The following is a 21,615-nucleotide window of genomic DNA, read 5'->3' as shown; positions in this document are numbered from 1 at the left end:
GGCCTCACCGATTGGCGTCAGAGTGAGTCATGGCGGTGTAGAACAGCCACGACACCAACAGGATGATCAGGAAGTACACCAGCGAGAAAGCCGCCGCCGGGCCGAGGTCGAATTGCCCTACGGCCATTTGGGTCAAGGTCTGACTCAAGAAGGTCGTGGCATTGCCCGGACCACCACCGGTCAGCACGAACGGCTCGGTGTAGATCATGAAACTGTCCATGAACCGCAGCATCACCGCGATCAGCAATACGCTCTTGAGCTTGGGCAACTGGATGTGTCGGAACACCGCCCAGGCCGAGGCCCGATCAATCCGTGCCGCCTGGTAATACACGTCCGGAATCGCCCGCAGCCCCGAGAAACACAACAGCGCCACCAACGATGTCCAGTGCCAGACGTCCATCACCAGCACCGTGACCCAGGCGTCCATGGTGTTGGCCGCATAGTTGTAGCTGATGCCCATGGCATTGAGGCTCGACCCCAGCAGGCCGATGTCCGCCCGACCGAAGATCTGCCAGATCGTCCCCACCACGTTCCACGGAATCAGCAACGGTATCGCCAGGATGATCAGCACCAGCGATGACCAGCGGCCCTTGATCGGCATGGTCAGGGCGATGGCGATGCCCAGCGGGATTTCGATCAGCAGCACACAGCCGGAGTAAATGAACTGACGCAGCAATGAGTCATGCAGGCGCGGATCGAGCAGCACTTGCTTGTACCAGTCGGCGCCGACGAAGTAGCGGCTGGACTGGTCGAAAATGTCCTGCACCGAGTAGTTGACCACCGTCATCATCGGGACCACCGCACTGAACGCCACCAGCAAAAACACCGGCAACACCAGCCACCAGGCCTTGTTGTTCTGCACCTTGTTCATGGCTACGTCTCCAAGAGATATTCGTCGGCATACACCATCAACCATTGAGCCGGGAAGCTGATGTAGGCGGTTCCCTCAGGCACTGGCTTGTCTTCGGCCAGGCGCACTTTCAAAGGCGCGCCGTCGAGGTTCAGGGTCATGATCTTGTAGGTGCCAAGGTCTTCGACGTGTACGACCTGTGCCTGCATCGCCTCATCAAACGGCTCATCCCACACGTGCACGAACTCTGGACGGATGCCGACCTTCAGGGTTTTCCACTCGGACTCGGCAACGCGTTTCTGTTGAGCATCGGAAAGCGGCAAATGAGTCGAGGCAAAACCGACACCGCCTGGCTGCGGCTGAACCTCGATCAGGTTCATTCCCGGACTGCCGATGAAATAGCCGACAAAGGTGTGGCTCGGCCGCTCGAACAGTTCTCGCGGCGTACCGAATTGCACAATCTGCCCGCCATACATCACCGCGATCTTGTCGGCGAAGGTCGAGGCTTCGAGCTGATCGTGGGTGACGTAGACCATGGTGATGTTGAATTGCTCGTGGATCTGTTTGAGCTTGCGTCGCAATTTCCACTTCAGGTGCGGGTCGATCACGGTCAGCGGTTCATCGAACAGGATCGCCGACACGTCATCGCGCACCAGCCCACGGCCCATGGAGACTTTCTGTTTTTCATCGGCGGTGAGGTTGCGCGCCTTCTTGCTCAGCAGCGCCTGGAGGTCAAGGACTTCGGCGATTTCCTGCACCTTGCTATGAATTTTCGCCTCGCCCATGCCCTGATTACGCAGCGGGAAGGCCAGGTTATCGAACACCGTCATGGTGTCGTAGACCACCGGAAACTGGAAAACCTGGGCGATGTTGCGCTTCTCCGGGGTCAGCTCGTTGACCACTTTGCTGTCGAACAGCACCTGGCCCTGGGACGGGCTGAGCAATCCGGAAATGATGTTGAGCAAGGTCGACTTGCCGCAGCCCGAAGGCCCGAGCAAGGCATAGGCACCGCCCTGCTCCCAGACGTGGTCCATCTCGCGAATCGCATAATCCTCGGGCCCGGTCGGCGTACGGGTGTAACTGTGGGCAAGGTGCTGCAAACGGATTTCGGCCATCAGGCAACCCTCGCGATACGGCGACCGGGCGCCTGGACCAGCCGCCCCTGCGTATCGAAGACAAACAGTTTATGGGTCGGGATATAGATCCGAATCGGCGCATCGACGTCGTATTCGTGAACGCCGGGCAAGTGCAGCACCAACAGGAAATGCTCGTTGCGCACGTGCAGGAAGGTTTCCGACCCACTGATCTCAGCCACCTCGACGGTCACCGCCAGCTCCAGGTCATCATCGTTGCTTGGCACCAACGAAATATGGCTGGGCCGAACGCCAAAGCGGAACTCACCCTCACCCACCGGCCGCAGATCGACGTTGAGCGGGAAGTGTACGAAATTGGCGAAGCTGACTTCGTTGCCGGCGATACGCCCCGGCATCAGGTTGATCGGTGGCTCGGAGAACAGCTCCGCGGCCAGCACGGTTTGCGGCTGGTGATAAACCTCGGAAGACTTGCCGCTCTGAATCACCCGGCCTTCGTGAAGAATCGTGGTGGTGCCGCCCAGCGCCAGGGCTTCGTTGGGTTCGGTGGTGGCGTAGATGGCGATGGTGTGGCGAGCCTTGAACAGTTCGCGCATTTCCTGACGCAGTTCTTCGCGCAGCTTGTAGTCGAGGTTCACCAGCGGTTCGTCGAACAGAATCAGCTCGGCGTCCTTGACCAGCGCCCGGGCCATCGCCGTGCGCTGTTGCTGACCGCCGGAGAGTTCAAGCGGATGGCGCTGGAGAAATTTCTCGATGCGCAACATCTTCGCGGTTTCCAGCACTTTGCTCTGGATCAGCTCATTGGAAACGCCGCCCTGGCGCAAGGGCGAGGCGATGTTCTCGAACACCGTCATGGTCGGGTAGTTAATGAATTGCTGATAGACCATCGACACATTGCGCAAACGCACCGGGCGCTGGGTGACGTCGACGCCGTTCATCAGGATGCGGCCGCTGTCGGGCTTGTCCAGACCGGCCATCAGGCGCATGAGACTGGTTTTGCCGGACAGCGTGCGCCCGAGCAAAACGTTGAAGGATCCGGCTTCGAAATTAAGGCACGCATCGTCGATCCAGGTCTGGCCCTCGACGGTGCGGCTGACGTGCTCCAGGGTTAATGACATGGCTCGGCCTTTTTATTATTGGAGTCAAGCGACCGGAGCTACAGAGCGACATTCGTGCCAGAAATTGCAAGCCGTTGATCCGGCTTGAGAATCCTGCAAATGGAAGAAAAACCGCGTTCGTTGCTGAACAGAAATGAACAACCGCGACTGAACAATTGAACAATCCGGTGGTTGACAATGAACAATAGTGAACAACACTCTGTGGGAGCGGGCTTGCTCGCGAATGCGGACTGTCAGACACATTATTGGTGTTTGACCCACCGCATTCGCGAGCAAGCCCGCTCCCACATGGAATCTCATAACAACAATAAAAAGCATTATTCAGAGGCTGAATGCCATGGCCGCACCCGCCCTGCCGCTCTCCCACGACGCCATCATTCAGGACTCCTGGTCCCGATGCCGCGCGTTCGGCCTCAATCATCAGAGCGCCCCGGCGTTCGATCAGCTGCCGGCCGAGGGCATTGCGCAACTGCTGGAGAGCCAGCACTCACTGGTGCAAACCACTCACCAGGAAGTCCTGCCGTATTACGAGAACATCCTCAGCAACTCCAACTGCCTGATCATGCTCGCCGACAATCAGGGCCAGGTACTGACGTCCTGGGGCACCCAGCGTTTCATCGAGCCGAGCCTGACCCGCGGTTTCAGCGCTGGCGCCAGTTGGATGGAGCGTTGCAGCGGCACCAATGCGATCGGCACCGCGCTGGCCTGCGAGCAGGCGGTGCACATCGAGCACGATGAACATTTCCTCAAGGCCAACCGTTTCATGACCGGTTCCGCCGCACCGATTTTCGATGCCGAACGCAAGGTCATCGCGGTGCTGGATGTGTCCAGCGATAGCTACCTGCCGCCGTCGCACACGCTTGGCATGGTCAAGATGATGAGTCAGACCGTGGAAAACCGGCTGATCCTCAACCTGTTCCATGGCCAACATTTCCAGCTGACCTTCAACACCGGGCTGAATAACCTCGACAGCCAATGGGCCGGGCTGCTGATCTTCGATGAAACCGGCCAGGTGCTGTCGGCCAACCGCAGGGCTGACAATCTGCTGGGCATCAGTCTGTCGCGGGTCAGTGTCGAAAGCCTGTTCAAGGTCTCGCTGCTGGAGTTGTTGAACCAGCCGGACGGCCTGCCGTTTGCCTTGCAAACCTCGGGGCGCAACCGCTTTCAGTGCCTGTTGAAGCGGCCGAAACAGGCAGTGATTCAGGCGCGGCAATTTTCTGAAACAAAGAGCACTGAACTCACGGCGCCAGCAACCGCAGCGATCAGCCTCAATACACTGCATTTCGGTGACAGCCGCGTGGAAAAAGCCGTGCGCCAGGCCGAGCGGTTGCTGGAAAAAGACATTCCGCTGTTGATCCACGGCGAAACCGGGGTCGGCAAGGAAGTCTTCGTCAAAGCCCTGCATCAGGCCAGTTCGCGCAACAAACAACCGTTCATTGCCGTCAACTGTGCAGCCATCCCCGCCGAACTGGTGGAGTCCGAACTGTTTGGTTACGAGAAAGGCGCGTTTACCGGCGCCAACCAGAAAGGCAGCATCGGTCTGATCCGCAAGGCCGACAAAGGCACCCTGTTCCTCGATGAAATCGGCGATATGCCGTTGCCGACTCAGGCTCGACTGCTGCGAGTGTTGCAGGAGCGTTGCGTGCAACCGGTGGGCAGCAGCGAGCTGTTCCAGGTGGATATACGGATTATTTCGGCGACCAACCGCTCGCTGCGCGAACAGGTGCAGTTGGGGCGGTTTCGTGAGGATTTGTATTACCGGATTGGTGGTTTGACCCTGGAACTGCCGCCATTAAGAGAACGCAGTGATAAAGAGGCCTTGTTCAAACGTCTGTGGGAACAGCACCGCGAACCATCGCAGTGGGCCGGGCTGAGCCGAGAGGTGATGGAGTTGTTCAGCCGTCATCCGTGGCCGGGGAATTTGCGCCAGGTCAGCAGCGTGATGCAGGTGGCGCTGGCCATGGCCGAGGAACAACCGGTGCGACCGGAGCATTTGCCGGATGATTTTTTTGTCGATCTGGAGATGGAGCCGGTGGATTCGCCGGAGCCGTTGGCGGTGGATTTGAATGATGCCGAGGAATTGAATCGGCAGTTGCAGGCGGCTGGGGGGAATATTTCGCATCTGGCTCGGCGCCTTGGGGTTAGCCGTAATACCCTTTACAAGCGATTGCGCCAGACGGAATGACAAGTGAGCTGCACTGGCAGTGTTTCAGCTTAAGACCTTCGCGAGCAAGCCCGCTCCCACAGGGGATTTGTGTCGCACGCAAAATTGAAATCCACCTCTGACCACTGTGGGAGCGGGCTTGCTCGCGAAGGCGCCAGCCCTGTCACCGCAGCACTTGCGCTCTGCGCATAAACAAAAACCCGCACAAGGCGGGTTTTGTTTGTAGCAAACGCAGCAATCAGTCAGCCAGACGCCAGGTCGTGCCGCCCTTGCCGTCTTCCAGCACCACGCCCATCGCGGTGAGCTGGTCGCGGATACGGTCGGATTCGGCCCAGTCTTTACCAGCACGTGCTGCCAGACGCGCAGCAATCAGCGCATCAACTTCAGCCGCATCCACCCGCCCTTCAGCGCCGGCCTGCAAGAAGTCATCCGCCTCAAGCTGCAACACGCCCAGCACACTCGCCAACTCCTTCAAACGAGCCGCCAGACCGGCCGCCGCATTGAGATCGCTCTCACGCAGACGGTTGATCTCGCGAACCATCTCAAACAGTACGGCACAGGCTTCCGGCGTGCCGAAGTCGTCGTTCATCACCTGGGTGAAACGCTCGACAAAGGCTTCGCCACCGGCCGGTGCCACGCTCGGCAGGCCTTTCAACGCGTGGTAGAAACGCTCGAGTGCGCCCTTGGCGTCCTTGAGGTTGTCTTCCGAGTAGTTGATCGCGCTGCGGTAGTGGCTCGACACCAGCAGGTAACGCACGACTTCCGGGTGGTACTTTTCCAGCACGTCGCGAATGGTGAAGAAGTTGTTCAAGGACTTGGACATCTTCTCGCCATTGATGCGAATCATGCCGCAATGCATCCACGCGTTGGCGTAGGTCTTGCCGGTGGCCGCTTCGCTCTGGGCGATTTCGTTTTCGTGGTGCGGGAACTCGAGGTCGCTGCCGCCGCCATGAATATCGAACGTCTCACCGAGGCAGCAGGTGGACATCACCGAGCACTCGATGTGCCAGCCCGGACGACCGTCGCCCCAAGGCGATGGCCAGCTCGGTTCGCCCGGCTTGGCGCCCTTCCACAGTACGAAGTCCAGCGGGTCCTGTTTCGACTCGTCGACTTCGATCCGCGCGCCGATGCGCAGGTCTTCGATTTTCTTGCGCGACAGCTTGCCGTAGCCCATGAACTTGGCGACGCGGTAATACACGTCGCCATTGCCCGGGGCGTAGGCGTAACCCTTGTCGATCAGGGTCTGGATCATCGCGTGCATGCCGGGGATATGCCCGGTGGCGCGCGGTTCCATGTCCGGCTTCTGGATGTTCAGGCGCGCTTCGTCTTCGTGCATCGCCGCGATCATGCGCTCGGTCAACGCTTCGAACGACTCGCCGTTCTCGTTGGCCCGATTGATGATCTTGTCGTCAATGTCGGTGATATTGCGCACATAAGTCAGGTCGTAGCCGCTGAACCGCAACCAGCGGGTCACCAGGTCGAACGCGACCATGCTGCGGCCGTGGCCCAGGTGGCAATAGTCGTACACGGTCATCCCGCAGACGTACATGCGCACCTTGTTGCCATCCAGCGGCTTGAAGACTTCTTTGCTCTTGGTGAGCGTGTTGTAGATCGTAAGCACTTTATGTTGCCTATTTATCAAGGCCGGTCAGGCCTGTAATCACTGGCCCCACGAATCACGCAAGGTCACGGTACGGTTGAATACCGGAGCACCTGGTTTCGAGTCCTTGATATCCGCGACGAAGTAACCTTCGCGCTCGAACTGGAAACGGTCTTCCGGCTGTGCATTGCCCAGCGAGGGTTCAGCACGACAACCGGTGAGGACTTGCAGCGAATCAGGGTTGATGTTGTCCAGGAAACTGGCGCTGTCTTCGGCCTTCTCAGGGTTGGCCGAACGGAACAGGCGATCGTACAGACGCACTTCGCATTCGACGCTGGCCGCAGCCGGCACCCAGTGAACCACGCCTTTGACCTTGCGGCCTTCAGGGTTTTTGCCCAATGTTTCCGGGTCGTAGGAGCAACGCAGTTCGACGATGTTGCCATCGGCGTCCTTGATCGCTTCGTCGGCACGGATCACGTAGCTGCCGCGCAGACGCACTTCGCCGGCCGGTTCCAGGCGTTTGTAGCCTTTTGGCGGCTCTTCCATGAAGTCTTCACGGTCGATGTAGATCTCACGGGCGAACGGCAGAACGCGCACGCCCATGTCTTCTTTCGGGTGGCACGCCAATTCGAGGTTCTCGACCTGGCCTTCCGGGTAGTTGGTGATCACGACTTTCAGCGGACGCAGCACGCACATGGCACGCGGGGCGCTGTGGTCGAGGTCGTCACGGATGCTGAATTCGAGCATGCCGAAGTCGACCACGCCGTCGGAACGGTTGGTGCCGATCATTTCGCAGAAGTTGCGGATCGATTTCGGCGTGTAACCACGGCGGCGGAAGCCGGACAGCGTGGACATGCGCGGATCGTCCCAGCCATGAACGTGCTTTTCATCGACCAGTTGCTTGAGCTTGCGCTTGCTGGTGATGGTGTAGTTCAGGTTCAGACGGCTGAATTCGTACTGACGCGGTTGCGCCGGCACGGGCAGGTTCTCGAGGAACCACTCGTACAGCGGACGATGGCTTTCGAACTCCAGGGTGCAGATCGAGTGGGTGATGCCTTCAATGGCGTCCGACTGACCGTGGGTGAAGTCGTAGTTCGGGTAGATGCACCACTTGTCGCCAGTCTGGTGGTGATGCGCGTGACGGATGCGATACATGATCGGGTCGCGCAGGTTCATGTTCGGCGAGGCCATGTCGATCTTGGCCCGCAGTACGCGTGCGCCGTCCTTGAATTCGCCAGCCTTCATGCGGGCGAACCAGTCCAGGTTCTCTTCCACGGAACGATCACGGAACGGGCTGTTCTTGCCCGGTTCGGTCAGCGTGCCGCGATATTCCTTGGCCTGTTCAGGGCTCAGGTCATCGACGTAGGCCTTGCCGGCCTTGATCAGTTCAACGGCCCAATCGTGCAACTGGTCGAAATACTGCGAGGCGTAGCGCACTTCACCGGACCATTCGAAGCCCAGCCACTTGACGTCGCTTTCGATCGCGTCGATGTATTCCTGGTCTTCCTTGGCCGGGTTGGTGTCGTCGAAACGCAGGTGCGTGACGCCGCCAAATTCCTGGGCCAGGCCGAAGTTCACGCAAATCGACTTGGCGTGACCGATGTGCAGGTAGCCGTTGGGCTCAGGCGGGAAACGGGTGACGATCTGCGTGTGCTTACCCGAGTCCAGGTCCGCCTGGATGATCGGGCGCAGGAAATTGACCGGCACGGCAGGGCCGGTCTTGGAATTCGAGGTAGGGTCGACAGTGGGCTTGCTCATAGGATCCTTGAACGTACAAGTGCGCGGCCAGTTGGCCAAATCAAAGCGGCGGTTAAAACAAAGGGGCTTATCATAGCCGATGCCGTCAAGCCGCTGACAGCGCAGGGCAAAAAACGGCTGCATTTAATCGGATGCAAATGAAAAACAGCCTCGAAATTCGCGCCCGGCACGCTAAACTGCGCACCTTGGCCGAATTTGGCCGGACCGGTTGAGGGCTTCAACGCCCCGAAACCCACGAATTATTTGAATGAGTACCGATCATGACCCAAGTCAAACTGACCACCAACCATGGCGACATCGTCCTGGAACTGAACGCTGAGAAAGCCCCGATCACCGTGGCCAACTTCATCGAGTACGTCAAAGCCGGTCACTACGAAAACACCGTTTTCCACCGCGTCATCGGTAACTTCATGATCCAGGGCGGCGGTTTCGAGCCAGGCATGAAAGAAAAGAAAGACAAGCGCCCAAGCATCCAGAACGAAGCCGACAACGGCCTGCCGAACGTGAAGTACAGTGTTGCCATGGCCCGCACCATGGAGCCGCATTCGGCTTCCGCCCAGTTCTTCATCAACGTCGCTGACAACAGCTTCCTGAACCACAGCGCCAAGACCACTCAGGGCTGGGGTTACGCCGTGTTCGCCAAGGTCGTTGAAGGCACCGACGTGGTCGACAAGATCAAAGGTGTTTCCACCACCATGAAGTCCGGCCACCAGGACGTACCCGCAGAAGACGTGATCATCGAGAAAGCCGAGATCATTGAGTGATACTGCTGATTTCAGACTTGCATCTGGAAGAGGAGCGCCCGGACATCAGCCGGGCGTTTCTGGATTTGCTCGCCGGACGCGCCCGCTCGGCGAGTGCGTTGTACATCCTGGGCGACTTTTTCGAGGCGTGGATTGGCGACGATGCCATGACGCCGTTCCAGCGTTCCATCTGCCAGGCCCTGCGCGAACTCAGCGACAGCGGCACGGCCATTTTTCTGATGCACGGCAATCGCGACTTCATGCTCGGCCAGGCCTTCTGTAAACAGGCCGGCTGCACATTGCTGAAAGACCCGAGTGTCGTGCAGTTTTACGGCGAGCCGGTGCTTTTGATGCACGGCGACAGCCTCTGCACCCGCGACGAGGCTTATATGAAGCTGCGTCGCTATCTGCGTAATCCGGTCACCCTGTTCATCCTGCGGCACTTGCCGTTGCGGACTCGCCATAAACTGGCGCGCAAGCTGCGCAGTGAAAGCCGTGCGCAGACGCGGATGAAGGCCAATGACATTGTTGATGTCACGCCCGAAGAAGTGCCGCGGATCATGCAGGCCTATGGCGTGAAGACCTTGATCCATGGGCACACCCATCGCCCGGCCATCCACAAATTGCAGATTGGCGAACAGGCGGCCAAGCGGATTGTGTTGGGGGATTGGGACCGTCAGGGGTGGGCGTTGCAGGTGGATGAGCAAGGGTTTGCGCTGGCGCCGTTCGACTTCGCCCCGCCGCCACAACTGGCTGCCCCCACAAACTAACAGCCGAACACAAACCCCTTGTGGGAGCGGGCTTGCTCGCGAAGGTGGATTAGCATTCAACATCTTAGTTGACTGTTACACCGCATTCGCGAGCAAGCCCGCTCCCACATTGGTTCTTCACCTGACTCTAGTGGCCGGAGGCAGCCGGCCCCGCCTTCGCCGCAAACGGCGGTTTCGCCAGCCACACCAGCACAATCAAGCCCATGAACGCCCACCCCAGCAACGTGAAGTAATCCACGGTGGAGAGCATGTACGCCTGACTGGTCAGCACATGATCCAGCTGCGCATACGCCGGGTTGCTCGCCCCGCCCAGGCTGTTCAACGCCTCACGGGTAGCCGGCTCATAGGTGCTGATGCTTTCACTCATATAGGCGTGGTGCTGATCGGCCCGGCGAATCCAGATCCAGGTCGTCAGCGAGGCCGCAAAACTACCGCCCAAGGTCCGCAGGAAAGTCGCCAGGCCTGCGCCGTCGGCGATCTGGCTCGGAGGCAGGTCCGACATCAGAATGCTCAAGGTCGGCATGAAGAACAGCGCCACGCCAATCCCCATGAACAGCTGCACCAGGGCGATGTGCTGGAAGTCCACTTCGTTGGTAAACCCGGCACGCATGAAGCAGCTCAGGCCGATCGCCAGGAACGCCAGGCCGGCCAGCAGCCGCAGGTCGAACTTGTGCGCGTACTTGCCGACAAACGGCGACATCAGCACCGGCAGAATCCCGATCGGCGCCACCGCCAGTCCCGCCCAGGTCGCCGTGTAACCCATCTGGGTTTGTAGCCATTGCGGCAGGATCAGGTTGATCCCGAAAAACCCGGCGTAACCCAACACCAGCACAATCGTGCCGATGCGGAAGTTGCGGTAAGCGAACAGCCGCAGGTTGACCACCGGGTGCTTGTCGGTCATTTCCCAGATCACGAACACCGCCAGCGCTATCACTGAAATAGCCGCGCCGATGAGGATGAAGTTCGACTCGAACCAATCCAGGTCGTTACCCTTGTCGAGAATCACCTGCAAGGCGCCGACGCCAATGATCAGCGTGATCAAACCGACGTAATCCATCGGCTGATAACTGGTTTCCACCGGCCGTGCCTTAAGTTGCGAGCGCACCACCATCACCGCGAAAACACCGATCGGCACGTTGATAAAAAAGATCCACGGCCAGCTATAGCTGTCGGTAATCCAGCCGCCGAGGATGGGGCCGGCAATCGGCGCCACCACCGTCACCATCGCCAGCAACGCCAGGGCCATGCCGCGCCTGGCCGGCGGATAGACGGCAATCAGCAGCGTTTGCGTCATCGGATACAGCGGACCTGCCACCAGACCTTGAAGCACCCGAAAGCCAATCAGCTCCGGCATCGAGGTCGAGATACCGCACAGAAACGAAGCCAGCACGAACAGAATCGTCGCCCAGAGAAACAGCTTCACCTCGCCGAAGCGCCGGCTGAGCCAACCGGTCAACGGCAGCGCGATGGCGTTGCTCACGGCGAACGAGGTAATCACCCACGTGCCCTGCTCCGAACTCACGCCCAGGTTGCCGGAAATCGTCGGCAGCGCCACGTTGGCGATGGTGGTGTCGAGCACTTGCATGAAGGTCGCCAGCGACAGGCCAATGGTGCTGAGCAGCAGACTGGGCGGCGTGAAAGACGCGTTATTGCTCATTGCGAATCCTTTGAAACCTGATTGGCGCTGCGCCTGTTACAGACGCAGCTGACCTTGTGGGAGTGAGCCTTTGTGGCGAGGGCGCTTTTGTGGCGAGGGGATTTAGCGAAACGTCGCACCGCCCCGTTGGGTCGCGAAGCGGCCCTGAACCTGTGACTGCGGTATCTCAGAAAAACCGCATTCACCGGTTTGCGACTGCTTCGCAGCCGAACGGGGTGGTGCGGCATTCCGATAAATCCCTTCGCCACAAAAGCTCCCTCACCAAAGAGGCTCCCTCACCACAAAGGCTCACTCTCACAGGGTCGGTGTGATGACTGATCAGCGTTGAGCGGTTTTGCTGACCGCAGCGCTGTTGTCGTGGATCAACTGAGTGATCATCGCGTCGGCCTCGGCCAACTGACGGTCATACACATTGGTGCTGAACGAGGCCTTTTGCGGCGGCTGTTGCGCGAGCACCGGGCCGCTCTGGTCACGCAGGTTCACATCGACCTGAGTCGACAGGCCGACCCGCAACGGGTGCTTGGCCAGTTCTTCGGCGTTGATGTGAATCCGCACCGGCACCCGCTGGACGATCTTGATCCAGTTACCGGTGGCGTTCTGCGCCGGTAGCAAGGCAAACGCGCTACCGGTGCCGGCGCCGAGGCTGTCGATGGTGCCGCTGAACTTCACGTCACTGCCGTACAGGTCGGCTTCGATGTCTACGGGCTGACCGATGCGCATGTCACGCAGCTGGGTTTCCTTGAAGTTGGCGTCGATCCACAGCTGATCCAGCGGAATCACCGCCATCAAGGCGGTGCCCGGCTGGACGCGTTGGCCCAGTTGTACCGAGCGCTTGGCCACGTAACCGGTCACCGGCGCGATCAAGGTGCTGCGGGAGTTGTTCAAGTAAGCCTGACGCAATTGCGCGGCAGCGGACATCACGTCCGGGTGCGACGACACCACCGTGTCATCGACCAGCGCGCTGGTGGTTTTCAGTTGCTGTTTGGCGTTGGCCAGGGCGTTTTGCGCCGAGGTCAGGTCATCGCGAGCGTGGGACAGTTCTTCCTGGGAAATCGCCCCGCCAGCAGCGAGGTTTTTCCGGCGATTGAAGTTGTCCTGAGCCTTTTGCACTTCGGCCTGCTGCGCATTGACCTGGGCTTTCATGCCGTCGACGTTGCTGTACAGGCCGCGAACCTGACGCACAGTGCGGGCCAGATTGGCCTGGGCACTTTGCAGACCGACTTCGGCGTCGTTCGGGTCGAAGTTGATCAGCACCTGGCCTTCATGAACCAGGTCGCCATCGTCGGCACCGATGCTGACCACGGTGCCGGTGACCAACGGAGTGATTTCCACCACGTTGCCGTTCACATAGGCGTCGTCGGTGCTTTCGTTCCAGCGCCCGTAGAATTCGTGATAACCCCAGACGCCGATACCGGCGAGGATCACCACGATTGCGAGCACTACCAGCATGACTTTGCGTTTGCGCGGGTTGCTGGTGTCTTGTGCGTTGTCAGGGGTTGGTGTCGTTTCGGCAGTGGCCATGACAAATACCTCGAATTAGTTGTGCTGCGTAGCTGGGGCTGCGTTGGCTGCGGTCAGGGTCTTGCCCTGGAAGCCGCCGCCCAGCGCCTGCATCAATTGGATCGACAGGTCGATCTGCTCGGCATTCAGGTTGGCCAGCTGACGCTGGGCCTGGAGCAGTTGCTGCTCGATGCTGAGCACGTCCAGGTAATTCCCGATGCCGGAACCGTAGCGCTGGACCACCGTGTTGTATGAATCCTGGGCAATGTCGGTGGCGCGCTGCTGTGTCCCGATCTGCCGGCCGATATCGCGCAACTGGTTGATGGTGTCGCTGACATCGCCCAGGGCTTTCACCAGGCTTTTGTTGTACTGCGCCACGGCGAGGTCGTAATCGGCGTCGCGGGAATCGAGGTCGGCGCGCAGGCGGCCGCCGTCGAAAATCGGCACCGAGATCGTTGGCGCAATGTTGAAGAAGCGACTGGCCGAACCGAACATCGCATCGCCCAGCAACGACTCGGCACCGGCCGCGGCGCTCAGGTTGAGGTTGGGGTAGAAGCGGGTTTTGCCGGCGTCGATGTTCTTGCTCGCCGCCTCGACCCGCCAACGCGCAGCCACCAGGTCCGGACGACGACCGAGCAACTCAGCCGGCAGCACCGACGGCAACGCCACGGCGCTGGCCTGGAGGATTTTCGGCCGGGCGATTTCATTGCCGCGATCCGGGCCTTTGCCGAGCAAGACGGCCAAAGCGATTTTCGCGCTTTGCAGGCGTTTTTCGGCGTCGATCAAGCTGGCTTCGGACGTGGCTTCCAGGCTTTCGGTTTGCTGGAACTGGTATTGGCTGTCGATCCCCGAGCTCAGGCGACGCTGGCTCAGGTCGAGCATTTGTTTGGTGCGTTTGAGGTCTTCACTGGCCAGGTCGTAGACGATATGCGCCTGACCCAGATCGCTGTAGGCGCGAGCGACGTCGGCGGACAACGTCAGCTGAGCGGCCTGTTGATCGACTTCGGCAGCACGGGCCTGACCCAATGCGGCTTCCCAGGCATCACGCTGACCGCCCCAGAGGTCGAAGTTGTAATTGAAACTGGCGCTGAGGTTGCGCACGGTGGAGTACGTGCCGCCCTGCCCGCTCGGGTCCTGATCCCGGGCCAGACGCGAACGGCTGACACCAGCGCTGGCATCAAGAGTCGGCATGCGCGCGGCATCCGCTGCATAAGCGGCGGCGCTGGCCTGGTGGGCACGGGCGTCGGCAATTTGCATGTCGGGGCTGTCGTGCAGGGCTTCGCGGATCAAGCCGTCGAGCTGTGGGTCGCCGAGGCTTTTCCACCAATCGCTTTTCGGCCAGGCCGCGGGCGACAGAGTCACCCCGCTGAGGGATTGCCCGGCCTTGAGGGTTTTCGCATCCAGGCTTTTGCCTTCGGTGGTCAGGCCGCTGTAGCTGGCGCAACCGGCCAGGGTCATGGCCGCCAGCACCAGGCTCAGGCCGGTACGCAGGGTTTTACTGCTCATTTGTCACCTACCCGCAGCAGGGTGATCGAGTCACCGGCTGCCACCAGAATTTTCTTGAGGATCTGTTCCAGGGTTTTCAATTCCTCTGGGGTGATCGCGCCAGCCAGTTCATTCATGGCGTCGGCACCGATCTCCGGCAGGCGATCAGTCAACTGCTGGCCTTGTTCGGTCAACACCAACTGAACCTGACGGCGATCCGCCTCGGAGCGTTGGCGGGCGAGGAAGCCTTTCTGTTCCAGACGATCGAGCATGCGGGTCATCGATCCGCTGTCCAGCGACAGGTGACGGCACAGCTCGGCCGGGGTATCGACGCCGAACTGGGCCATGATGATCAGCACTTTGAACTGCGCGGCGGTGATGCCGTGAGGTTCCATGTGCGTGTCGATGATCCGGTCCTTGAGCAGCGCAGCGCGCCCGAGCAGGAGGCCGAGATGACACGTGTGGAATTCGTCTGGGGTGAAATGCTTCATCTGACCACCGATTAGCTGCCTAGGCAGAGAATGTATGTCGAGATGTTACTGCCTAGGCAGCGAATGTCAACGTAATAGTTAGGCTGCTTGCTATTTAGTTGATAAATGGCGCAGGAAAGTTGCTTCGGATCGATGATCGCAGCGCGCCCTTCGCGAGCAAGCCCGCTCCCACATTTGATCTGCGGCGTAACACAAATCCAATGTGGGAGCGGGCTTGCTCGCGAAGGCAGCGACTCGGTTTTAGAGATGGCGAGGCTTAGAAATCCCGCTTGTAGAAGATGTCCAGCGAACTGGCCACGCCGCCCGCCGCTTCGAGGTAGACCTTCTTGCTCAGCTTGTAACGCAAGGCGATGGTGTTGGCCGGCTCGAACACGCCAACCCCATAACGCAGGCTGAGCTTCTCGGAGATATTGCCGCTGGCGACCACGCTGGTGGCGTTGCCGCTACCCTCGGTATCGAGCTGGAAATCCTGAATCCCCAGGTTTTTCGCCAAGCCGCTGGTCACCCCCGAACTGCCCATCAACCCCAACCCGAGCGCGGCCTGGGCGAGCATGTTGTTGTCTTCACCGTTACTGGCCAACGGACGCCCCAGCACCAGATAGGACAAGGCCTGCTCCTGGCTCATCGCCGGCTCGGAGAAGATCTGTGTGGTCGGCTGCTCCGCGCTGCCGCTCAGGCGAATGCCGGCGATCACGTCGTCGGTCTGGCGAATCGCTTCGATGTCCAGATACGGCTGATCGATTGGGCCGGCAAACAGCAAACGCGCCCGGCGCACGGTCAACCGCTGACCGTAGGCACGATAACGCCCATCGTTGAGCCAGAGCTCGCCGCGGGTATCCATGTTGTCGCCGATGTGCACATGACCTTGCAGGTTGGCGGTCAGGCCAAACCCGGCGAAGCTGAGTTTGTCCTGCCCGACCACCACATCGATGTCCATCGCCATGGCCATCGGGGGTTTGCCCTCTTCGGTCTGCTGGCCGACGATCACCGTGTCATCGGACACCTTGACCGTCGATGGCGGCAACTCGCGCACGGTGATCTCGCCTTTTGGCACCAGCACCTTGCCGACGATCGCCAGTTTGTCGTCCTTCATCGAAATCTTCAGGTCCGGCGCCACTTCCAGCTTGGCGTAGGGCTCGACGGTGACGGGCAATTGCGTGCCTTTGAGCGCCAGATCCACCACCAATGCCTGACCCCAGGCGATGTTGCCGCTCAAAGTGCCCTGCCCGGTCTTGCCGCTTTTCCAGCCGCCATTCAATTGCACATTTTCACCAGAAATCACGGCTTGAAGTTGCAGCGCTTCGAGGTCCATTGGCAGTTCAGGCCCGGAAATCTCGCCGTCGCTGAGCAGCAGATTGCCGTTGACCTGCGGCGCCAGCAGCGTACCGGCGAGCGTGCCGCTGCCATTCAAGCGTCCGGTCAGTTTCTCGACCATCGGCACGAATGGCCGCGCCACCGACAGATCCAGACCACTCAGGCGGAACGAGCCGGTCAGTGGTTTGTCCTTCGGCAACGGATTGATCTGCGCCTGGAGCATCAGCTCACCGAGCTTGCCGCCGACAAAATTGAGGTCAGTGTCGATGCGCTTGGGCGTGAGTTTGCTGTTGAGTTTCAGGGTCTGGTACGGGAAGTCCAGCCACTGGTCCTTTTCCTTGATGCGCAACGTGCCGCCGCTGGCATCGACGCTGATCTGGCCGTTCGGGCCGCTGGCCGGCAGGTCCAGTTGCAGGTCGGCGTTGAGCCGGCCCTTCCAGGCGAAATCCTTGGGCAACCACTGCGCCAGGCTGTCGATCGGGAACTGTTTGAGGTGATAACGCAGCTTCGGCTCAGGCATCAGGCGCTGATCCTCGCCGCACAGGCTGGCCGGGCCGGACGTCCAGCAATGGGCGCCGAAGTTGATCTTGCCGTCCGCCAGCCGTTCAAGCTTCGCCGGACCTTGCAGTTTCCAGTCTTGGCCGCCGGCCTGGATATCGCCGCTGGCCAGGCGCCCACGCCAATTGCCTTGGTCCAGATTGCCGTCGAGGCCGAGGGCGAGTTTCAGCTTCGGCCCTTGCAGGTCGAGGGTGAGTTTCTGGTTTTTGATATCGCCCTGGCCGCTGGCGGTCAGCGTGCCCAGCGACGTTTCACCGGCCTGAATGCCGCTGCCCTTGAGGTCGATTTTCGCCCGTTGCGCACTGTCGAGGGTGGCGTCCAGATTCAGGCTTTGCAGGCGATTGTCTTCGAAGGCCAGTTGCGTGCCTTGCAGTCCGAGCTTGCCTTGCGGGGCCTTGAGTGTCCCGGCGACATCGACGCGACCATTGAGCTGGCCGCGCAGTTGCGGCCACAGCTGGGCCAGGCGCGGCAGCTTGATATCGATCTGGCCGGCGAGCTTCTGTTGCAGGCTGCCCTTGCCGTTGATGCTGTTGTCGCCAAGGCGAATTTGCAATGCGCTGAGGTTCCATTGCTCGCCACCGCCATCGGCTTTGGCCTGGATTACTGCCGGTTGGCCGCGCAGTTTGCCTTTCAAGTCGAGATCAGCAGTCAGGCTGAGTTTTTCATTCTTCATCTCGCCCTTGCTGCGCAACGGTCCGGCCAGGGTTCCCGGCAACTCCGCGACCCAGTACGCCGGGTTGATCGCCGACAGGTCCAGCGCCGTGTCCCAGGCAATGCCGTCGGCGAATTGCAGGTTCAGGTGCCCTTCGGCCTTGCCCTGCCCGGCTTCGAGTTGAATTTGTTGCAGGTAGATCTTCGTCAGGTCGCCGCTGAACGGGCTGGTCAGGCTGAACGCCCCGGCCGGGCCGTCGAGTGCGGCTTTGAAGCTGCCCAGGTATTTACCGTCGGTGTAGGAGACTTCACCGTTGAAACTGCGCAACGCCACTTCGGGCTCGTCGATCAGTGGATAGAGGCTGTGCCACGGGAAATCCAGCCAGTCGATCTTGGCATCGGCGCTCAGGCCTTTGCTCCAGTCGAGGTTGCCGGTGAGTTTCAGGCGTTGCTTGTCGTTGGCCGTGAGGTCCAACCCGGCGATCTGTGCGCCATTGGCATCGACCTTGCCTTGCAGCAATAACGCGACGGGGCCTTTTTCCCCAGGCAACGTGGCTTTGCCGAGCAACTGGTAACCGTTTTTCAGGTTGCCATCGCCCGTGAGTTCCAGTTGGTTGAGTTGCAGGGTGTCCGGCAGATCGGCACCAGGCTTGAAGCCGTCAGCGGTGATCCGCACTTTGGCCGGCAGGTTTTCCACCAGCGGTTGCAGTTCGCCGGTCAATTGTCCGTTCAGGTAACCGCTGCTGTCGGCTTTCAGGTTCAGGGTTTTCAGCAGATCGCCGTCGACCTTCAGGGCCAGCGCCCAAGGCCCGGTGCCGGGAGCTGGCAGGGTCAGTTTGCCTTCGGCCGTGAGCGGCCAGTTACCGCTGGGTTGCAGCAGACCTGAAAGATTCAGGTTCAGGTCATCCCTTTGCAAATGAACGGAATCGATCTGCAAACCGTTGGCTGTCCAATGCGCCGCCAGTTGCAGGCCCTTGAGTTCTTCGCTGCCGTTAAACAGCAGGCTGCCGACCTGGACATCGCCCAGCTCGATGGTCAAGGGCAACTTCAGATCCGGGAGACTGATCGGCCCGCTGCTTTCTTCTTCTGTGCCTGGCGGGAATTGCAGGCTGACCTGATCGGCTTTCAATTGCTCGATGCACAGGGTCATGCGCGTCAGGCACAGCGGCGACCAGGCGAAAATCACCTTGTCCAGCTCAACCCGACTGCTGTCCTGCTGCCACAGCACATGGTTGGCACTCCACTGCCCGCCCAATCGGCCCTGGAAGTTCTCGACGGTCAAACCCGGCACAAAGCCGAGCGCCCAACGACTGCCCGCCGCCGTGCCCAGCATTGTGGCCACGGTCAAAACGACCAGCATCAGCAGCGCCAGAATCGCCAACAGCGTTATCTTCAAACCACGATTCACAGCTCAGGCCCCATGGAAAAGTGCAGTCGAATGCCGCCCTCGTCGTCCATCGCATGGGCCAGGTCGAGGCGTATCGGCCCCACCGGCGAGACCCAGCGCACGCCGATACCGACGCCGGTCTTGAGGTTCGGCAGTTCGAGGGTATTGAAGGAGTTGCCCTGATCGATGAAGGTCGCGACCCGCCATTTTTCGGCGATGGAATATTGATACTCGACGCTGCCGGCGATCATGTAGCGGCCACCGATGCGGTCGCCCTCGGAGTTTTCCGGGGACAGGCTCTGATAGTCGTAACCGCGCACGCTCTGATCGCCACCGGCGAAGAAGCGCAGCGACGGCGGCACCGATTTGTAGCCGTTGGTGGCGCTGCCGCCGACCTGTACCCGCCCGAGGAAGCGGTGCTTGTCGAAAACCGTGGTCAAGCCTTTCACCAACGCGGTGCCGTAAATCAGGTTGGTGTCGGAACCCAAACCTTCCTTGGCCACTTTGGTCTCGAATCCCAGGCGATAACCGTTGTGCGGGTCGATGCGGTTATCACTTTTAAGGTAGGAATAGCTGACGCCCGGCATCAGCAACGTGCTGAGCCCCGAGTCGTCGCCGAGCCTGTATTCCTCGCGCTGCCACTTGAGCGATACCACTCGCTGCCAACCGCTGGGCAGCTTGCTGTGCCACTCGGGGCCGAGGGTCAGCAGTTTGCTGAGGGAGTCCTTGTCGGCAATTTCTTCATTCTGATAGCCACCGGCGAACCGCAGCTTGTCGGTCAGCGGTGGGTCCAGGGGAATGTCGTAGAACACACCGACGTTCTGCCTAGGCGCCGAAACTTCGGTCTCCCAGCCATAGCTGTGCCCCTGAGGGTTGACCCAGTGCCGGGTCCAGTTGGCCTTGATCCGTGGGCCGACGTCGGTGGAAAAACCCAGCCCGAGGCCCATGGTCCGTGGTTTGCGGGTTTCGAGTTTGACGTCCACCGGGATCACGTCGTTCTTGGACGCCGTCGGCGCCGCATCCACCCGCACGCTTTCGAAATAGCCGCTCGATTGCATGGCCTGATTGAGTTCGGCGATCAGTTCGGAGTCATAAGGCACGCCGGCCTTGAACGGCACCATGCGTTGCAGCAGGTCTTCGTCGAACGGCGTGTCACCTTCGAAACTGACCTTGCCCAGTGAATAGCGCGGGCCGCTGTTGTAGATCAGTTCGATGTCGGCGACGCCGGCTCGCGGGTCGACCAACAATTTCTGGCTGCTGAAATAACCACTGAAAAAGCCATAGCGCGAAGCCTGATTCTGAATCAAGCGTTTGGCGTCTTCGTAATGGCCATGGTTGAGCACTGCGCCGGTTTTCAGCGCATTGCTTTTGGGTACACGGAATGATTTGAGGGAGGCGGCCGGGCCGTCGATGCGAATAGTGACATTGCGCAAATGCACCGGCTCGCCGGGATCGATGTTCAGCACCAGGCGCGGCGTCTTGCCGCCCTTCACATCCGAGTCGATCTGCGGCTGGTAATAACCCAAGGCCTGGGCGGCCTTGCGCGCCTGTTCTTCGGCGCCACGACTGAAGCGCAGCAAGGCTTCTTCGTCTCGATCGCCGAGGCTGCCGATATAGCCCTCTATATTGGCTTTCAGTTCATCGTTGGACGGTTTGATCCGCACATCCAATTCACTTTGCGCCAGCGCCGCGCAGCTGGTAATCAGCATCAGCACACCGCTGGTAATTCTTCCTGGAAACTTCATAGGCGCGGATGCTATCACGAGCTTGGGAGCGTGATAGAGCCTGGCGTGCGGTGAAAGTTCTACCTTTATCCCGTTGCTGTTTGTAACACCTGCGGATTGGCGTGGAAAAACACGTGTTCGCGAATCGGTCCTACGGCGACCTCACCAATTTCCTCATAGCCCTGGCGCTTATAGAACTCCAGATAACGAGGATTCCCGGTATCGAGGATGACGCCCTCGGAATGCTCATCCACCGCGCACCAGTTATGCACCGCTTGCAGCAACTGTTCGCCAAAGTGTTTGCCCTGGAATTGCGGATGAACCCCCAGCAATGGCAGCAGGTGCACCGAATCGGACGGCACGCAAGCCATCACGGCATCGTGATACTCGAGATAGCGTCGGGTGCAGCGGAACCCGGTGCTGAGCACCATGCGCAGACGCCAGGCCCAACTCTCGGTGATGCCCAGGCGACGTTGCGGCGGCGCGATCAGCGCGATGCCGATCAACCGGTCGTTGACCAGCAGGCCGATGGCCGGCAAGTCCTGAAGAAAGTGTTGCTTGACCAGTTCGCGCACGGTGGCCCGGACCCGTTGCTCATAACCGGGACGCTCCGCTTCGAACAGGTAGCCGAACGTCGGCTCATGCCGGTAAGCCTGGTACAACAGCGAACGTGCTTCGCGGGAATAGCCGCTGTCGAGCATGTGAATATCGGCGATGACGGTCGAGGTTTCGGGCATAACGGTAGATCTCCCCG

At 60.1% G+C, this 21,615-nt stretch carries 15 protein-coding genes; 3 read left to right on the top strand and 12 right to left on the bottom strand.

Annotation, left to right across the window (positions count from 1 at the left end; genetic code table 11):
* Positions 1 to 4: 4 nt before the first annotated feature.
* The 3 genes from KW848_RS03915 to KW848_RS03905 are packed head-to-tail and all read right to left on the bottom strand — an operon-like array spanning position 5 to position 3,059.
* Positions 5 to 871: a carbohydrate ABC transporter permease gene (locus KW848_RS03915; protein WP_111448973.1), complete on the bottom strand. Its 867-nt coding sequence runs from the start codon at positions 869 to 871 to the stop codon at positions 5 to 7.
* 2 nt (positions 872 to 873) lie between these two features.
* The gene (locus KW848_RS03910) at positions 874 to 1,965 is read right to left on the bottom strand and encodes an ABC transporter ATP-binding protein (protein WP_218535838.1); all 1,092 of its coding nucleotides are present in this window, start codon (positions 1,963 to 1,965) and stop codon (positions 874 to 876) included.
* Positions 1,965 to 3,059 (bottom strand): ABC transporter ATP-binding protein, encoded by a 1,095-nt coding sequence (locus KW848_RS03905; RefSeq protein ID WP_192410536.1) that lies wholly within the window; start codon positions 3,057 to 3,059, stop codon positions 1,965 to 1,967. Before KW848_RS03905 ends, KW848_RS03910 begins: the two co-directional genes overlap by 1 nt.
* A 337-nt stretch (positions 3,060 to 3,396) precedes the next feature.
* Between KW848_RS03905 and KW848_RS03900 the strand changes: the two genes are divergently transcribed.
* Positions 3,397 to 5,244 carry a sigma-54-dependent Fis family transcriptional regulator gene (locus KW848_RS03900; RefSeq protein WP_218535835.1) on the top strand — a complete coding sequence of 616 codons (1,848 nt, stop codon included), beginning with the start codon at positions 3,397 to 3,399 and terminating at the stop codon, positions 5,242 to 5,244.
* A 217-nt stretch (positions 5,245 to 5,461) separates the two neighbouring features.
* Here the strand turns inward: KW848_RS03900 and cysS are convergent, their stop codons facing one another.
* Both cysS and KW848_RS03890 read right to left on the bottom strand, forming a co-directional pair.
* A complete protein-coding gene (gene cysS, locus KW848_RS03895; RefSeq protein ID WP_218535832.1) occupies positions 5,462 to 6,844 on the bottom strand; it encodes a cysteine--tRNA ligase in 1,383 nt (460 codons plus the stop codon).
* Positions 6,845 to 6,883: 39 nt separating this feature from the next.
* Positions 6,884 to 8,581 (bottom strand): glutamine--tRNA ligase/YqeY domain fusion protein, encoded by a 1,698-nt coding sequence (locus tag KW848_RS03890; RefSeq protein ID WP_134099155.1) that lies wholly within the window; start codon positions 8,579 to 8,581, stop codon positions 6,884 to 6,886.
* 260 nt (positions 8,582 to 8,841) lie between these two features.
* On the opposite strand from KW848_RS03890, the gene KW848_RS03885 reads away from it, so the two are divergent.
* The gene (locus KW848_RS03885) at positions 8,842 to 9,345 is read left to right on the top strand and encodes a peptidylprolyl isomerase (RefSeq protein WP_218535829.1); all 504 of its coding nucleotides are present in this window, start codon (positions 8,842 to 8,844) and stop codon (positions 9,343 to 9,345) included.
* On the top strand, positions 9,342 to 10,094 hold the full coding sequence (lpxH, locus tag KW848_RS03880; RefSeq protein ID WP_218535827.1) for a UDP-2,3-diacylglucosamine diphosphatase: 753 nt from the start codon (positions 9,342 to 9,344) through the stop codon (positions 10,092 to 10,094). Before KW848_RS03885 ends, lpxH begins: the two co-directional genes overlap by 4 nt.
* Positions 10,095 to 10,221: 127 nt before the next feature.
* Here the strand turns inward: lpxH and KW848_RS03875 are convergent, their stop codons facing one another.
* The 7 genes from KW848_RS03875 to KW848_RS03845 all read right to left on the bottom strand — a co-directional run bounded on the left by KW848_RS03875 (position 10,222) and on the right by KW848_RS03845 (position 21,598).
* On the bottom strand, positions 10,222 to 11,751 hold the full coding sequence (locus tag KW848_RS03875; protein WP_218535824.1) for a DHA2 family efflux MFS transporter permease subunit: 1,530 nt from the start codon (positions 11,749 to 11,751) through the stop codon (positions 10,222 to 10,224).
* 318 nt (positions 11,752 to 12,069) lie between these two features.
* Positions 12,070 to 13,272 (bottom strand): efflux RND transporter periplasmic adaptor subunit, encoded by a 1,203-nt coding sequence (locus KW848_RS03870; RefSeq protein WP_134099159.1) that lies wholly within the window; start codon positions 13,270 to 13,272, stop codon positions 12,070 to 12,072.
* A 15-nt stretch (positions 13,273 to 13,287) separates the two neighbouring features.
* A complete protein-coding gene (locus KW848_RS03865) occupies positions 13,288 to 14,757 on the bottom strand; it encodes an efflux transporter outer membrane subunit (protein ID WP_218535822.1) in 1,470 nt (489 codons plus the stop codon).
* Positions 14,754 to 15,227: a MarR family winged helix-turn-helix transcriptional regulator gene (locus KW848_RS03860; RefSeq protein WP_033057114.1), complete on the bottom strand. Its 474-nt coding sequence runs from the start codon at positions 15,225 to 15,227 to the stop codon at positions 14,754 to 14,756. The genes KW848_RS03865 and KW848_RS03860 overlap by 4 nt, the downstream gene beginning before the upstream one ends.
* Positions 15,228 to 15,483: 256 nt before the next feature.
* Positions 15,484 to 19,158 carry a translocation/assembly module TamB domain-containing protein gene (locus KW848_RS03855; RefSeq protein WP_218535820.1) on the bottom strand — a complete coding sequence of 1,225 codons (3,675 nt, stop codon included), beginning with the start codon at positions 19,156 to 19,158 and terminating at the stop codon, positions 15,484 to 15,486.
* A complete protein-coding gene (locus tag KW848_RS03850) occupies positions 19,155 to 20,882 on the bottom strand; it encodes an autotransporter assembly complex family protein (RefSeq protein ID WP_218535818.1) in 1,728 nt (575 codons plus the stop codon). The genes KW848_RS03855 and KW848_RS03850 overlap by 4 nt, the downstream gene beginning before the upstream one ends.
* A gap of 65 nt (positions 20,883 to 20,947) precedes the next feature.
* The gene (locus tag KW848_RS03845) at positions 20,948 to 21,598 is read right to left on the bottom strand and encodes an N-acetyltransferase (RefSeq protein WP_218535816.1); all 651 of its coding nucleotides are present in this window, start codon (positions 21,596 to 21,598) and stop codon (positions 20,948 to 20,950) included.
* Positions 21,599 to 21,615: the final 17 nt, after the last annotated feature.

The organism is Pseudomonas sp. PDM25, from assembly GCF_019219045.1.
Classification (GTDB): Bacteria; Pseudomonadota; Gammaproteobacteria; order Pseudomonadales; family Pseudomonadaceae; genus Aquipseudomonas.
The sequence above is the reverse complement of the archived record's forward strand: the minus strand, read 5'-3'. Positions and strand labels throughout refer to the sequence as shown.